Genomic DNA, 12,881 nt, shown 5'->3' on the forward strand with positions numbered 1-12,881 from the left:
GCGTTTTATGCTCGCTAGTTCCCTCAATCTGAACGACGCCCAGTGGTGGTTGGTGATGGTGTTCGTCGCCTTCCTGGGTGGGTGCGTCGGTAGTTTTTTGAACGTGGTGATGTACCGCCTGCCGCGCGGCGAAAGCATCGTGTGGCCCGGCTCGCACTGCCCCAAGTGCCAGCATGCCATTCGCCCCTGGCACAACTTGCCGGTACTGGGCTGGCTGATGCTCCGCGGCAAATGCTACGACTGCAAGGAACCCATTTCGCCCAAATACCCACTGGTCGAGTTCGTCACGGCCGCCGTGTTCGTCCTGGTGGCGCTCGCCATGGGGATGAGTTAGACTCAAGGAACTGCAAGAGAGAATAACCACAGAGGCCACAGAGGGACACGGAGAAGAGATTTGGAAATCGCTCGCCCCATTGATCCCGGTTTCTCTACGGCGGATGCCGATCACCCTGCACTTCACTACGAGGACCATACACTCGTCTTGGAGTTCGTCGATTGGCGTGAGAAACAAGTGCGTGTGTGCTTTGACACAGTGTATGCAATGCGATGGCAATCTATCGAGGAGCTATTGGACCAAGAACGCTACGATGGAGCCTGCGAGGTTCTAAACTCAGATTGGTTCGCCAAACACGTTTCTCAGCAGTGCCTGGACGACGACGGCGAAGAGCACCACCACTATAGATTCAATTTTAATTCAGCAGGATCTCTTGATGTGATTTGTAGAGACTTCAGCCTTGAATCACCGTGACACTCTCGGTGTCCTCTGTGCTCTCTGTGGTTAGTCTTCTTCGAATCCTTAGCGGTTCCATACGAAATTCCCTGATCCCCGACCCCTGACCCCCGACCCCTCATCTATGGTTCAACTCACTTTTCACGGTGCGGCTCGTACGGTAACTGGTTCGAAGTATCTCTTGGAGGCCGATGGCGCCCGGGTGCTGGTCGACTGTGGCATGTTTCAGGGGCTCAAGAAGCTCCGCCAGAAGAACTGGGAGCCAACGCCGTTCGATGTGAAGTCGCTCGACGCGGTGATGCTTACCCACGCTCATCTCGACCACGTTGGCTATCTGCCGAAGATCGTTCGCGAAGGTTACAACCACCGGGTGTTCTGCACGCCGGCCACGGCGGAGCTGGCCGAGTTGATCATGCTCGACTCGGCAAAAATTCAGGAGTACGACGCCAAGTACGCCAACAAGAAGGGCTTCTCGAAGCACAAGCCGGCGCTGCCGCTGTACGAAGGGCGCGATGTGCTGTCGGCGGTGAAGCTGCTGCGCGAAGTGGAGCGCGAAAAATGGCATCACATCGCGGGTCCCATCCATGCCCGGTTCCACGATGCGGGGCATCTCTTGGGTTCGAACATGATCGAGGTCGAAGTTCGCGATCGCGACCCGGCGCTGCGGATCTTGTTCTCGGGCGACGTGGGCCGTTACGACGGCCCGCTGTATCACGACCCCGCGCCGGCGCCTGAGTGCGACGTGCTGGTGTGCGAAAGCACTTACGGCAATCGCGACCACCCCGACAAGGACCTGTCCGAAGGGCTGGCCGACGTGTTCAACCGCGCTGTGAAGCGCGGCGGCGTGATCCTGATGGCCTCCTTCGCCGTGGGGCGAGCGCAGCAGCTGATCTACCTGATGCAGGTACTAAAGTGCGAAGGCAAGATTCCTGACCTGCCGATTTACCTCGACAGCCCCATGGCCTGCAACGCCACGGACATCTACCGCGAGTTCTCGGTGGATCACGACCTGTCCGAGGGCGATCTGTGCGGCGACCGTCCCGTGCTCGGCGGGCCGGCCGTGCATTTGTGTCGCTCGGTCGACGAGTCGAAGGCGCTCAACCACATCGAGGGGCCGGCCGTTATTATTTCCTCCAGCGGCATGATGACCGCCGGGCGGATCGTGCATCACTTGAAGCGGCGGCTGCCCGAGAAGAAAAACACCATCGTGCTGGGCGGCTACATGGCCGTCGGCACCCGCGGTCGGGCGATCGAGGAAGGAGCCCCCACAATCCGCATGCACGGCATGGACGTCCCTGTACACGCGGCGGTGGAAAAAGTGCCCGGTCTTAGCGGTCACGCCGATCGTAGCGGCCTATTGCGCTGGCTGTCGCACATCGAACAGCCGCCCAAACAGGTGTTTTTGACGCACGGCGAGCCCGACTCGGCCGAGGCGCTGGCCAAAACGCTAGCAAAAGATCGCGGGTGGAAAGTGACAGTGCCCGATCTGGGCGAATCGCATACGCTAGGTTAGATAGGGCGCGAAGTTCGCCCCCCCATGGAGCCATCGGCCATCCTCACGCAGCGAGAACCCTGCGAGCGGGTGGCGGAGACCGCTTCCGACCTACGTATAACTGCCAAACCACTCGTATCCCCCATGCCCAAGCCCGCACCCGACGAATTCACCCTGGATGCCCATCGCGAGGACCTCGAAGAGGCCGTGGAGCGTAACCGGCAGGCAATCCTCCGCTCGCCCAGCTACAAGCTGGCCGAGTACGACGTCGACTTTCTAAAGCGGTCGGAGCAACGCCCGGTGCGGATGCAGCTCGAGCTGCAGAAGACCGAACAACTGCTGCGCGACCACAAGATCGAATCGACGGTCGTCGTATTCGGGGGGACGCAGATCGTGCCCAAGGAAGAAGCCGAGGAGCGGGTGGCGGCTGCGAAGCTCGATCTGTCCGAAGCGCCCGACGACGAACGCCTGCAACGTACGCTGGCCCGGGCAGAGGCGCAAATGGCCAAGAGCTATTACTACGACCATGCCCGAGAATTCGCCAAGCTGGTCTCCGGCGTCTGCCAGACCGATGGCAAGTGCGAGTTCGTGGTCACCACAGGTGGCGGCCCGGGCATCATGGAAGCCGCCAACCGGGGGGCGTTCGAAGTGGGCGCCAAAAACGTGGGCCTGAACATCGAATTGCCCCACGAGCAGGAGCCCAATCCTTACATCACGCCGGAGCTGTGCTTCCAGTTTCACTATTTTGCCATGCGGAAGTTCCATTTCATCCTCCGCGCCGCGGCGTTGGTGGTTTTCCCCGGTGGCTATGGCACGCTCGACGAGTTGTTCAACACGCTGTGCCTGCGTCAGACAGGCCGTATGCAGGCAATTCCCATCATCTTATACGGACGCAAGTATTGGGAGTCGGTTATTAACTTTCAGACGCTGGCCGACGAAGGGGTGATTGCCGACGAGCATATGGACCTGATCTCGTTCGCCGAAACGCCGCAGGAAGCCTGGCAACTAATAGCCGACTTCCATGGCGTCAAATAGCGCAGCAGATCCTGCCGGCTCGCATCACCGGCATGCTGGCACTGCTGTCCATGGTCGGAGGAATGCCGTGGATGTGGTCCTCCAAATGTCCGCTTTCGACTTTTGGCTTACCTGTTTCGCTTTTGGGCTGCTTTCGCATTCGGAGTGTGATATTCCGCAGCGGTCATATTGACCGTTTTCGCTTGCTTCTTGTCGCCGAATCGGAATACTAAGGAATTAACCATCCAGCTCGGCGGTTCGAGTCTGGCAGAGAACAGGTTCTTTGTGACGATTCCCAGGGCAAGGCGGCTCTCCCCCACCATTTAGCAATGCTCGGCAAGCAGGAATGCCAGGCGATGCTCCTACCGACTGGTTTGCAACGCGGCCCGACAGTGCCATGCACTGACGCCAGGTCATCCGCGGCAACCGTCTCCACAGGTGAGTTGTATGAATGCCACAAGGTCAGGCTTGTTGCAGTTGACTTCTTCCGCGCTGCTGCTGGGTACATGCATGGTGCTGCCCTGCCCCTCGATGGCCGAAGAACAGGACACCCAGGCGAAGGCGAAAGCCAGTAGCGATCCCTACAAAGTTCCCGATGGCGACGTCGACCGGATGATGCGCTACCTGCGTACCGGCAAGCAGAAGATGGACCCCAAGACCGTGCCTGACGCGCAACGGATGTTCTGGGCGCTCGACAAGGCGGCCGAGCGAGTGTTCCGTTCGCCCGACGCAACGGTCGACCAGCGTCTGAAAGTGGCGCGGTACCGCACGTTCGACTACCTGCGATCGCTGCAGGTGCTGAATGCCGATGGTGCGACCAAGAAGCTCAACACATTTCTCGACGAAGCGGCGAACGATTCGGTGCCCGAAATTCAAGCCTTCGCCAAGCTGACGAAGTTCGGACAACGCATGGAACAATGGCCACGCATGCAGCCACAGGACCGCGAGAAACTGATTGCCGAAGTGCAAGAAGGCGTGAGTGGCGACGACGCCCAAGGGGCGGACGTGGCCGTGCTATTGATGCTGGCCGACACGGTGGCGCAGACTCCCGAATCAGGGCGCGTGGTCGAAGTGATTCGTGGTGCGTTGCCACAGCTGGCCGACAACCCCGACCCAGGTGTTGCCCGACGCGTGCAGCGGCTCGAAGGCGTGGTGCGGCGGCTCGACTTGCCTGGCAACCCACTGGAAGTCGAAGGCACTTTGCTCGATGGCGAACAGGTCGACTGGCAGTCGTACCGAGGCAAGGTGGTGCTGGTTGATTTCTGGGCCACGCAATGCCCGCCTTGCATCAAGGAATTGCCCAACGTGAAGGAAGCCTACCGCACGTATCACGATAAGGGCTTCGAAGTGCTGGGCATCTGCCTCGACTCGGATAAGGAGGCCGTCGAGCGGTTCCTCAAAGCGCACAAGGTACCCTGGCAGACTCTGTTCCATCACGAGCTGGGCGAGGAGGCCACGTGGTGGGAGCATCCCATGGCCAACAAGTACGCCATCAACGCTATTCCGCGCGCCTTCCTGGTCGACCGAGAAGGGAATGTCGTGCACATGAATGCCCTGGGTGCCGAGCTCGACAAGGCGCTCGACGCCCTGCTGGGGCCCGGTGAAACCAGCTCGGCCGCCGTGCCCGCCACCGAAAGCACAGCCCAGATCGAGCCATAAGGCCGCCGCCAGCAGCGGACTTCGCCTCGCTTTTAAAGGACTCGGGCCCTAGAATGGGGCGATGAACTTTACGCCGCTACGCTCCCCGGTCCCGCTCTTTATTCCTCGGCTGGTGATTTGCGCACTGGTGGCCAGTCACGCGGGTTGCAGCCAGGGCCAATCGCCTGGCGAGTCGCCGTCGCGCAGCAAGCCGGCCGCCAACCAGGTAGCGGTCAAGCAGCCCGCCTCGGTGACGCCGCGGAACGGTTCGCGCGAGAATCCGCTGAGCGCCACCCGGGCGATGAGTTACCTGGAGCAGATCTGCAAGTTGGGCCAACGCCCCAGCGGCAGCACCGGCATGATTCGCCAGCAGTCGATGCTGCAGAAGTTCTTCGAGAAGCATGGCGCGAAGGTCTCCCGCCAGGAGTTCTTCGTCGATCACCCCCTGACCGGCCGCCGAACGCCCTGTGCGAACCTGGTGATTGAGTGGAATCCCGAAGCCAAAGAGCGGGTGCTGCTGTGTGCCCACTACGACACGCGACCGCTGCCCGATCGCGACCCAGATCCCAGGGCGCGTCGCGAAGGCGTGTTCATCGGTGCAAACGATGGCGCCAGCGGGGTGGCCGTGCTAATGGAGCTGGCACATCAACTGGAGCAGGCCAACCTGAACATTGGCGTCGACATGGTGCTGTTCGATGCCGAAGAACTGGTGTTCGAGGACTACCGCGGCCAGCGCGGCGACTACTTCGAAGGCAGCACGTACTTCGCCCGGCAGTACCGTGAAAACCCTCCCCAGCATCGCTACAAATGGGGCGTGCTGATGGACATGGTGGGTGACAAAAAACTCGAACTGATGCAGGAGAAATTCAGCATGACCTGGCCCGATACCAGGCCGCTGGTGCTCGACATCTGGAACACGGCCGCGCGACTGGGGGTGAAGGAATTTGTTCCTCGCACCAAACGTGGACGCGACCAGGGCTTCATTCGCGACGATCACGTTCCGCTACGCAACATCGCCCGCATTCCCACCTGCGACATCATCGACGCCGATTACCCGGACGCCCCCTTCGGCGCGGCGGGCAGTTACTGGCACACCGAACAGGACCTACCCAAACACTGCTCGGGCGAGTCGCTCGCCAAGGTGGGCTGGGTGGTGCTCGAGTGGCTCAAGTCGGTGGAACCCGGTAGTAAGTAAGCGGAGGCGGGCCGCCGTCGGCTCACCTCCATCGGGGAAGCATGCCACTTGTCGATTCCTGTCAGGGCACATCGCAAGCCGAAAGCCGACGCTACTTCGCATTTCTCACTCCACACCATGGCCTACCTTCCTTTCATCGCCCTGGCATTGCTGGCCCTTTCGGGACTGCTGATCGATGCGCACCGGCGGACCTGGAATGCGGTGGCCGAAGACTCCGAGCTGGACGAGCGGGACCGACGGGCTGCGCGGGCCCAGTACCTGCGGCGGTTGCGGGCCAGTGGCACCATTGGCGTGCTGGGGGCCCTGTTAATTCTCCGCCCACTGGTGCCGGCCGAGCCGTTGTGGTTTACACTGTATCTTCTGTTGCTCGTATTGCTCTGTGCGTGGATGCTGATGCTGGCCCTGGTGGATGGGTTCGCCAACGCCTTGCGTGTCCGCCGAGCTCGCCAGCAAACCGAGTCGCTGGAAGCCAAGCTGGAGCGAGAACTGCGGGCGGCCCGCGATCGATTAGACGATTGAGCCCCCCTACCCCCGTTCACCCCAAGCCCGCCCGAACACTGTTGGATCCTGTACGCTACACCATCGCCATCGTCCCGCTGGCCGCCTATCTGGCGGTGCTCGGTTTGGTGAATTGCCGTCGCCGTCCGCTGGTCACCAGCGGCGCTAGCGAAATAGCCGCCCTGGGTATTGGCCTGGTGGGCCTGGTTTTTGTAGGGCCGATCGAGCTGTTTCGGCCCGAGCTGGCCACCGTGCAGTTTCTCAACTACGTCTGGTTTGTACTGCTGGCGTTCTACCTGCTGTGGGTGGTGCTGGCAGCCATGATCACCCGGCCGCGGCTGGTGATTTACAACATGACACCCGAGGAATTGCGGCCGCTGCTCTCCGATGCGGCTGGCACCGTGGACGCGACGTTCCGCTGGGCGGGCGACTGCCTGGTGCTGCCCAAGCTGGGGGTGCAGCTTTACGTCGACGGATTTCCACTCATGCGAAACACCTCGCTGGCGTCCAGCGGCCCGCGGCAAAGCCTCGAGGGCTGGCACCGCTTGGCCCGACAGCTTCGCGCCAACTTGCGTTCAGCCGTGGTGCGCCCTCACCCGCCAGGCGTATCGCTGGTGGTGCTGGCCGTGCTACTGATTGCTAGCTGCGAGCTGCAACTGGCCCGCCACAGCGACCAAATCGCCGAGTCGGTGGCCGAGATCCTGGCCTTTGGCTGGCAGCGAAGTTAGCTAGTACCCGCTAAGACGGCGCTGGCTGGTCGTCTCCGACCCGAAATCGCACCCGAAAGGCGTGATAGCCGGCGGCCAGCTTTTCGCCGTAGATGCTCCTGAGCTCTGTTTTCAGCGTCTCGGCATCGGCAAATCCATCGGGCACGGCATCCTCGTCGCGCAACTGGTCGACTGCCACCTGCTCGACCGAGAGAATGCGGATCGGCCCAATGCCCGGTATATAGCTCCGCTGCCCGTCGCGCATCATGCGGTGCTTCCACAGCCGGATGGTCTGTGTCTTCTGGCCGCTGCGGATAGCCTCAAGGAACTTTTTCTTGAATAGTAGCATTGCCCCATCTTACCCAAGTCCAGGGCTCAGCGAGCCGATAAGGAATATTCCAGGGCCGACTGGCACGCACCGCGAGCCAGGTGGCCACGCCCCTCAGGCGAAAGACTTGGCGTAAGATGGTAAAACCAGGGGGCGTCCCTTGAAAGGCCTCGCGCAAGGCATATAATCTGAGGTTCGGCAGTGGCGAGACTGCCCGCCCCTGGCGGAATTGGCCTCGCAACCGCCGGGAAACGATGCGGCTGTAGCTCAGTTGGTAGAGCATCACGTTGCCAACGTGATTGTCGTCGGTTCGAATCCGATCAGCCGCTCTTGAGTCAGGTCAAATCGAGGGTTCAGAGTGCAGTGCGTCGAAGCGCTTTGGTGATTTAGAGCTTCGCAAAGCACCGCCCTCCGAAAGCTCGCTTGACGAAGAACTTGTGCCCTCGCGTGTCGCGTTTGACAGTTGTGATGGGCGATTTTCCCCAACGAGCGGCCCGCGCTTCCTTTTTAATCCAAGGGGTGCGGGCCGTTGCAGTTTATGTACGCGGAAGTACACAAGGCGACAGTTCGAGGCCTCTGCTAGGCCGCCAGTGCACCCTGTGCACCGACCCCCGTCGCCCAGCCAGGAGAAAGGTGACTTTCCATGTCCGACGAAACCAATGCCCCCAACGACGACGCCGGCGTTGCTGCCGAAGAGACTCCGTCTCTCGACCTGATTGTGAACGTCACGTCGCCCTCGGCATGCGAGCGGCACGTCACCGTGACGGTATCTCGCGCCGACATCGATCGCTACTTCGACGATGCCTTCAGCGAGTTGGTGCCCACGGCCAGCGTGCCCGGCTTCCGTGTAGGCCGCGCGCCACGCAAGCTGGTGGAAGGCCGCTTCAAGAAGGAAGTGTCCGATCAAGTGAAGGGCAACCTGCTGATGGACTGCCTGGAGAAGATCGGCGAGGACAAGCACTTTGCCGCGATTAGCGAGCCGGAAATCGACCTCGAGGCCGTCGAAATTCCCGAAACGGGCCCCATGACCTTCGAGTTCGACATCGAAGTGCGTCCCGAATTCGAGATGCCCAAGTGGAAGGGCCTGTCGATCACCCGGCCCACTCGCGAATTCACCGACGAGGACGTGGCCGAGCAGCTCGAGAACATGCTGACCCGCTACGCCCAATTGGTGCCCACCAAGGAAGCCGCCAAGACGGGCGACTACGTCACGTTGAACGTGAAGACCACGCTCGATGGCAAGCTGGTCGAACAGGAAGAAGAAGTGGTGGCTCGCATCCGGCCGACCCTCAGCTTCACCGACACCACGCTGGAAGGTTTCGACAAGTTGATGGATGGCGCCAAGGCGGGCGACAAAAAGACCGCTAAGGTCGAACTGTCCGAAGGTGCCCCCAACGAAGAACTGGCTGGCAAGACGCTCGACGTCGAGTTCGAGGTGCTGGAAGTCAAAGTACTGAAGCTGCCCGAGCTGGACGAAGACTTCCTGCAGGAACTGGGCAACTTCGAAAACGAGGACGCCCTGCGTGACGCCATCCGCCAGAACCTGGAACGTCAGCTCGAGTACCGCCAGCAGCAAAAGTCCCGCGAGCAAATCACCTCGCTGTTGGTCGAATCGGCCGACTGGGAGCTGCCCCCCGGCTTGCTCAAACGGCAGAGCGCTCGCGAACTGGAACGGGCCACCATGGAGCTTCGCCGCAGCGGTTTTGGCGAGGCCGAAATTCGCGCCCGCGAGAATCAGCTCCGCCAGAACAGCAGCGCCAACACGGCCACGGCCCTGAAGGAGCACTTCATCCTCGAGCGGATCGCCGAAGAAGAAGACATCGACGCTGCCGAGGGCGATTACGAGCAGGAAATCTTCCTGATGGCCATGCAGAGTGGCGAGTCGCCTCGCCGGGTGCGGGCCCAGCTCGAGAAACGCGGCCTGATGGACGTGCTGCGAAACCAGATCGTCGAGCGGAAGGTGCTCGAGCTCGTGCAGAACGAGGCCAAGTTCGAAGACGAGCCCTACACGCCCGAGAAGAACGAGGTCGAGGCCATCCACATGGCAGCCGGCGGACCGGGCGATATGCCCGAAGCCAGCGAGAAGGAAAAAGCGGCTGAGGAAGCCGAAGCGGCCGACGAATAGGAACGTCGCGCCCGCCCGGCGACCCGACGGCGGGCGAATGTCCCGCGATCCAATCCCAATGACCAATGGCGCCATCTCCTCGGGAAGGTCCATTGGTCATTGTGCATTCGTAAGCGGCCCCTCGCCCCCCCCGTTCTGCCCTATCCCCAACTGCGGAGTTTGGGGTAAGTTGGAGATGACTTCCCGGGTGAGTGCGCGTACACTTCCTAGGTGCACTCAGTGGCCTGCGGTCGCTCGTCCCACCTGACAATCCTGCTGTTTAACATATAACTCGCATAAAGGACTGGCGATGAACCTGCCTTTTGGACTTCCCTCCGGCGCGCTCGAGGCACACGCCCGCGAGCCGCAACTCTCCTACCGCGACTATCAGCGGCAGCGGCAGATGACGCTAGGCGACCTGCTGCTGGAGAACCGCGTGATCTTCCTGCAAGGCGAGATCTACGACGGCAACGCCAACGAACTGGTGATGAAGCTGCTGTACCTGCAGAGCGAAAACCGCCGCAAGGACATCCATTTCTACATCAACTCGCCCGGCGGTAGCGTCACGGCTACCCTGGCCATTTACGACACCATGCAGATGATCACCTGCCCGGTGGCCACCTACTGCGTTGGCCTGGCTGCCAGCGGCGGTGCCGTGCTGCTGGCCGGAGGCGAAAAGGGCAAGCGATACGCCCTGAAGCACTCGAAGGTCATGGTCCATCAGCCTCACGGCGGCGTCGGCGGGCAGATCTCCGACATCGAAATCCAAGCCCGCGAAATCATCAAGACCCGCGACCTGTTGGATCGCATCATGGCCGAGCACTCGGGCCGTACCGTGGAGGAAGTGGTCAAGGAGCGCGATCGCGACCGCTACTTCTCGGCCGAGGAAGCCAAGGACTTCGGCCTGGTCGACGAGATCATGATCAAACCGCCCACACCCGAGGGCGACGACGAAGACGACGACGAATAGCACCGCCCTGGTGGCGGATGGCGAAATCGACTCTCGTCATTCGCACCAGCGGAAATTCGTCCTTCAGGCCAGCTAGTCAGCGTTGCCGAATCGAACAAATCAGAGCGCATCAGGAAGCCCTATCATGCCCCTAATTCCTTACGTTATCGAAAAGAGCGGCCGCGAAGAGCGGGCGATGGACATTTACAGTCGTCTGCTCGCCGATCGCATTATCATTCTCGGCTCGGCCATCAACGACGAGGTGTCGAACAATATCGTCGCCCAGTTGCTGTTCCTGCAGTCGGACGATCCGAAGGCCGACATTCACCTGTACATCAACTCGCCTGGCGGTAGCGTCACGGCGGGCCTGGCGATGTACGACACCATGCAGTTCATCAACTGCGACGTGGCCACCTACTGCATCGGCCAATGTGCCTCGATGGGGGCCGTGCTGCTGGCCGCCGGCGCCGAAGGCAAACGTCATGCGCTACCCAACAGCCGCATCATGATCCACCAGCCGCTCGCCGGCATGGAAGGCACCGCCGAGGACATCATGATCCACGCCGAGGAGTACCTGAAGACCAAGAAGAAGCTCAACACGATCCTCAGCAACCACACCGGCCAGACTTACGAGCAGTTGGAAAAAGATACTGACCGCGATAAGTTCATGAGCGCCGAAGAAGCGGCCGAGTACCGCATCATCGACAAGGTGATCGAGAGCATGGATTGAGATAAACCCAATTACGAATGACGACTAACCAAATCGTCGCCTTTCAAAACAACCAAATAGCCCGCGGCTTCAGGCCGCGGGTTTTTTATGCGCCGACAGTAGCGTCCCTACTGGAACATCTCCGTGAACCGCCGCTGCATCTCTTCCGGCGAGACGTCTTCGATGTGCGAGCCGAGCAGCCACTCGTGCCCGAACGGGTCGAGCACCTTGGACGACCGCTCGCCGTAGAATTGGTCCTTGGGCTCCATCACCAGCTTCGCGCCAGCGTCGACGGCCGCCTTGGTCACAGCGTCCACATCGTCGACGTGCAGGTGCACCGAACTGCCGGTACCACCAAACGCCTCGGGCCCCTGCACACCATACTCGGGATACTCGTCCGAGAGCATCACGATCTGCGAACCGAATTCGAGTTCCGCGTGACCGATGCGGCCAGAGGGCTCTGCCAGGCGGAACTTCTCGGTGGCGCCGAACGCTCGTTGGTAGAACTCGATGGCCTCTGCAGCGCCGCGAACGCGCAGGTAGGGAAACGCCTGTTTGATCATGGCAACGGTTCTCCAAACAGAGGACGGGACTTCGCCTACGCCGACAACGTATCAGACACCGCCGAGGTCCACAACCATTTCGGTGCCTGGCGTACAGTAGTTAGCGGTTTCGCAGTAATCTCTCCACCCGCTTGTCTTTCGCGGGTAGAATCGAGGTCATGTTCCGCTTCCGCCTCCGCACGTTCCTCGTGGCCATCACATTGTTCTGCCTGCTACTCGGTTGGCGGATCAGTGCGGTGGAAAGTGTAGAGCGGCCAATTCGGGAGTTGGGGAGATTGGGGTGGAAGATCGAGTACAAGGCGCAGATATTCTACCCGCTGTCTGGCGATCCTATACTGACGGATGGACCACGTCGCACGTACTGGAAGAAGTTGTTACTGGGACATCGACAGTACGACTTGCCCAACTTCGTGTGGCTCGGGACAGAGTCCGAGATCGACAGCTCCCATGAATTGCGTCCAGTCTTACAGCAGACCGTCCCCTGGATCAACGACCTGCCCACCATTGAATCGGTCGATCTCTCCAGAACACCGGCCGCCAGCGACTGCATAGAGCCACTTTCGCATTGGCGGCACCTGCGTACACTTAGCCTGAACTCCACGAACCTCGACGATACCTCTGTCGATCAACTCGCCAAGCTAACTCGACTCAACTATATCTCCCTCTGGAACACGGACCTCACCGCCGAAGGCGCCGCTGAACTTGAGCGTCGATTGCCGAACATCCAGATCGAACACGACTTCAACGACGACTAGACGCTCCAGTCCCTGTCATTCTGAGGGAGTCCCGACGACTGAAGAATCTCGGTTGCCGAACGCCAGGATTGGCCAATTGGAAAGCTCGACATTCCGAGTTCCCACTTGTTGTGATACGTTCACCGTTGCATGCTAGATCCTTCAGTCGCTTAGGCTCCCTCAGGATGACATGAACTTGGCTCCCTCAAGGTGACACGAC

At 60.7% G+C, this 12,881-nt stretch carries 13 protein-coding genes and 1 tRNA gene; 12 read left to right on the plus strand and 2 right to left on the minus strand.

Going from position 1 to position 12,881, the window contains the following annotated elements; translation table 11 throughout:
• The first annotated feature begins 7 nt into the window (after positions 1-7).
• From NG895_RS01625 to NG895_RS01655, 7 genes are all read left to right on the plus strand, one after another.
• Entirely contained in the window at positions 8-334 is a 327-nt protein-coding gene (locus tag NG895_RS01625; RefSeq protein WP_252850694.1) for a prepilin peptidase, read from the plus strand.
• 520 nt (positions 335-854) lie between these two features.
• The gene (locus NG895_RS01630) at positions 855-2,243 is read left to right on the plus strand and encodes an MBL fold metallo-hydrolase RNA specificity domain-containing protein (RefSeq protein ID WP_252850695.1); all 1,389 of its coding nucleotides are present in this window, start codon (positions 855-857) and stop codon (positions 2,241-2,243) included.
• Positions 2,244-2,366: 123 nt separating this feature from the next.
• Positions 2,367-3,257: an LOG family protein gene (locus NG895_RS01635; RefSeq protein WP_252850696.1), complete on the plus strand. Its 891-nt coding sequence runs from the start codon at positions 2,367-2,369 to the stop codon at positions 3,255-3,257.
• A 426-nt stretch (positions 3,258-3,683) separates the two neighbouring features.
• Positions 3,684-4,895, plus strand: a complete 1,212-nt coding sequence (locus tag NG895_RS01640; RefSeq protein WP_252850697.1) for a TlpA family protein disulfide reductase — start codon at positions 3,684-3,686, stop codon at positions 4,893-4,895.
• 112 nt (positions 4,896-5,007) lie between these two features.
• Positions 5,008-6,069 carry a M28 family peptidase gene (locus NG895_RS01645; protein ID WP_252850698.1) on the plus strand — a complete coding sequence of 354 codons (1,062 nt, stop codon included), beginning with the start codon at positions 5,008-5,010 and terminating at the stop codon, positions 6,067-6,069.
• Between the two features lie 117 nt (positions 6,070-6,186).
• Positions 6,187-6,588, plus strand: a complete 402-nt coding sequence (locus NG895_RS01650; protein WP_252850699.1) for a hypothetical protein — start codon at positions 6,187-6,189, stop codon at positions 6,586-6,588.
• Between the two features lie 41 nt (positions 6,589-6,629).
• Positions 6,630-7,295 (plus strand): hypothetical protein, encoded by a 666-nt coding sequence (locus NG895_RS01655; protein ID WP_252850700.1) that lies wholly within the window; start codon positions 6,630-6,632, stop codon positions 7,293-7,295.
• 10 nt (positions 7,296-7,305) lie between these two features.
• On the opposite strand, the gene NG895_RS01660 is transcribed toward NG895_RS01655, so the two are convergent.
• Positions 7,306-7,623, minus strand: coding sequence for an ASCH domain-containing protein (locus NG895_RS01660; protein WP_252850701.1), 318 nt, complete (start codon positions 7,621-7,623; stop codon positions 7,306-7,308).
• 235 nt (positions 7,624-7,858) lie between these two features.
• Here NG895_RS01660 and NG895_RS01665 point away from each other — a divergent pair.
• The 4 genes from NG895_RS01665 (at position 7,859) to NG895_RS01680 (ending at position 11,385) form a co-directional block, all read left to right on the plus strand.
• Positions 7,859-7,931, plus strand: a tRNA-Gly gene (locus NG895_RS01665).
• Between the two features lie 314 nt (positions 7,932-8,245).
• The gene (tig, locus tag NG895_RS01670; protein WP_252850702.1) at positions 8,246-9,727 is read left to right on the plus strand and encodes a trigger factor; all 1,482 of its coding nucleotides are present in this window, start codon (positions 8,246-8,248) and stop codon (positions 9,725-9,727) included.
• Between the two features lie 289 nt (positions 9,728-10,016).
• Positions 10,017-10,676 carry a ClpP family protease gene (locus NG895_RS01675; RefSeq protein ID WP_252850703.1) on the plus strand — a complete coding sequence of 220 codons (660 nt, stop codon included), beginning with the start codon at positions 10,017-10,019 and terminating at the stop codon, positions 10,674-10,676.
• 124 nt (positions 10,677-10,800) lie between these two features.
• On the plus strand, positions 10,801-11,385 hold the full coding sequence (locus NG895_RS01680; protein WP_252850704.1) for an ATP-dependent Clp protease proteolytic subunit: 585 nt from the start codon (positions 10,801-10,803) through the stop codon (positions 11,383-11,385).
• Between the two features lie 107 nt (positions 11,386-11,492).
• On the opposite strand, the gene NG895_RS01685 is transcribed toward NG895_RS01680, so the two are convergent.
• Positions 11,493-11,927 (minus strand): VOC family protein, encoded by a 435-nt coding sequence (locus NG895_RS01685; protein WP_252850705.1) that lies wholly within the window; start codon positions 11,925-11,927, stop codon positions 11,493-11,495.
• Positions 11,928-12,085: 158 nt separating this feature from the next.
• Between NG895_RS01685 and NG895_RS01690 the strand changes: the two genes are divergently transcribed.
• The gene (locus NG895_RS01690) at positions 12,086-12,682 is read left to right on the plus strand and encodes a hypothetical protein (protein WP_252850706.1); all 597 of its coding nucleotides are present in this window, start codon (positions 12,086-12,088) and stop codon (positions 12,680-12,682) included.
• Positions 12,683-12,881 lie beyond the last annotated feature (199 nt).

The sequence above is a fragment of the Aeoliella straminimaris genome (assembly GCF_024054565.1).
Taxonomy (GTDB): Bacteria; Planctomycetota; Planctomycetia; order Pirellulales; family Lacipirellulaceae; genus Aeoliella; species Aeoliella straminimaris.

Coding starts and splice junctions, on each gene's coding strand:
- NG895_RS01650 (WP_252850699.1), top strand. CDS start 6,187: ATGGCCTACCTTCCTTTCATCGCCCTGGCATTGCTGGCCCTTTCGGGA.
- NG895_RS01660 (WP_252850701.1), bottom strand. CDS start 7,623: ATGCTACTATTCAAGAAAAAGTTCCTTGAGGCTATCCGCAGCGGCCAG.
- NG895_RS01680 (WP_252850704.1), top strand. CDS start 10,801: ATGCCCCTAATTCCTTACGTTATCGAAAAGAGCGGCCGCGAAGAGCGG.
- NG895_RS01625 (WP_252850694.1), top strand. CDS start 8: ATGCTCGCTAGTTCCCTCAATCTGAACGACGCCCAGTGGTGGTTGGTG.
- NG895_RS01685 (WP_252850705.1), bottom strand. CDS start 11,927: ATGATCAAACAGGCGTTTCCCTACCTGCGCGTTCGCGGCGCTGCAGAG.
- NG895_RS01630 (WP_252850695.1), top strand. CDS start 855: ATGGTTCAACTCACTTTTCACGGTGCGGCTCGTACGGTAACTGGTTCG.
- NG895_RS01640 (WP_252850697.1), top strand. CDS start 3,684: ATGAATGCCACAAGGTCAGGCTTGTTGCAGTTGACTTCTTCCGCGCTG.
- NG895_RS01675 (WP_252850703.1), top strand. CDS start 10,017: ATGAACCTGCCTTTTGGACTTCCCTCCGGCGCGCTCGAGGCACACGCC.
- NG895_RS01635 (WP_252850696.1), top strand. CDS start 2,367: ATGCCCAAGCCCGCACCCGACGAATTCACCCTGGATGCCCATCGCGAG.
- tig (WP_252850702.1), top strand. CDS start 8,246: ATGTCCGACGAAACCAATGCCCCCAACGACGACGCCGGCGTTGCTGCC.
- NG895_RS01690 (WP_252850706.1), top strand. CDS start 12,086: ATGTTCCGCTTCCGCCTCCGCACGTTCCTCGTGGCCATCACATTGTTC.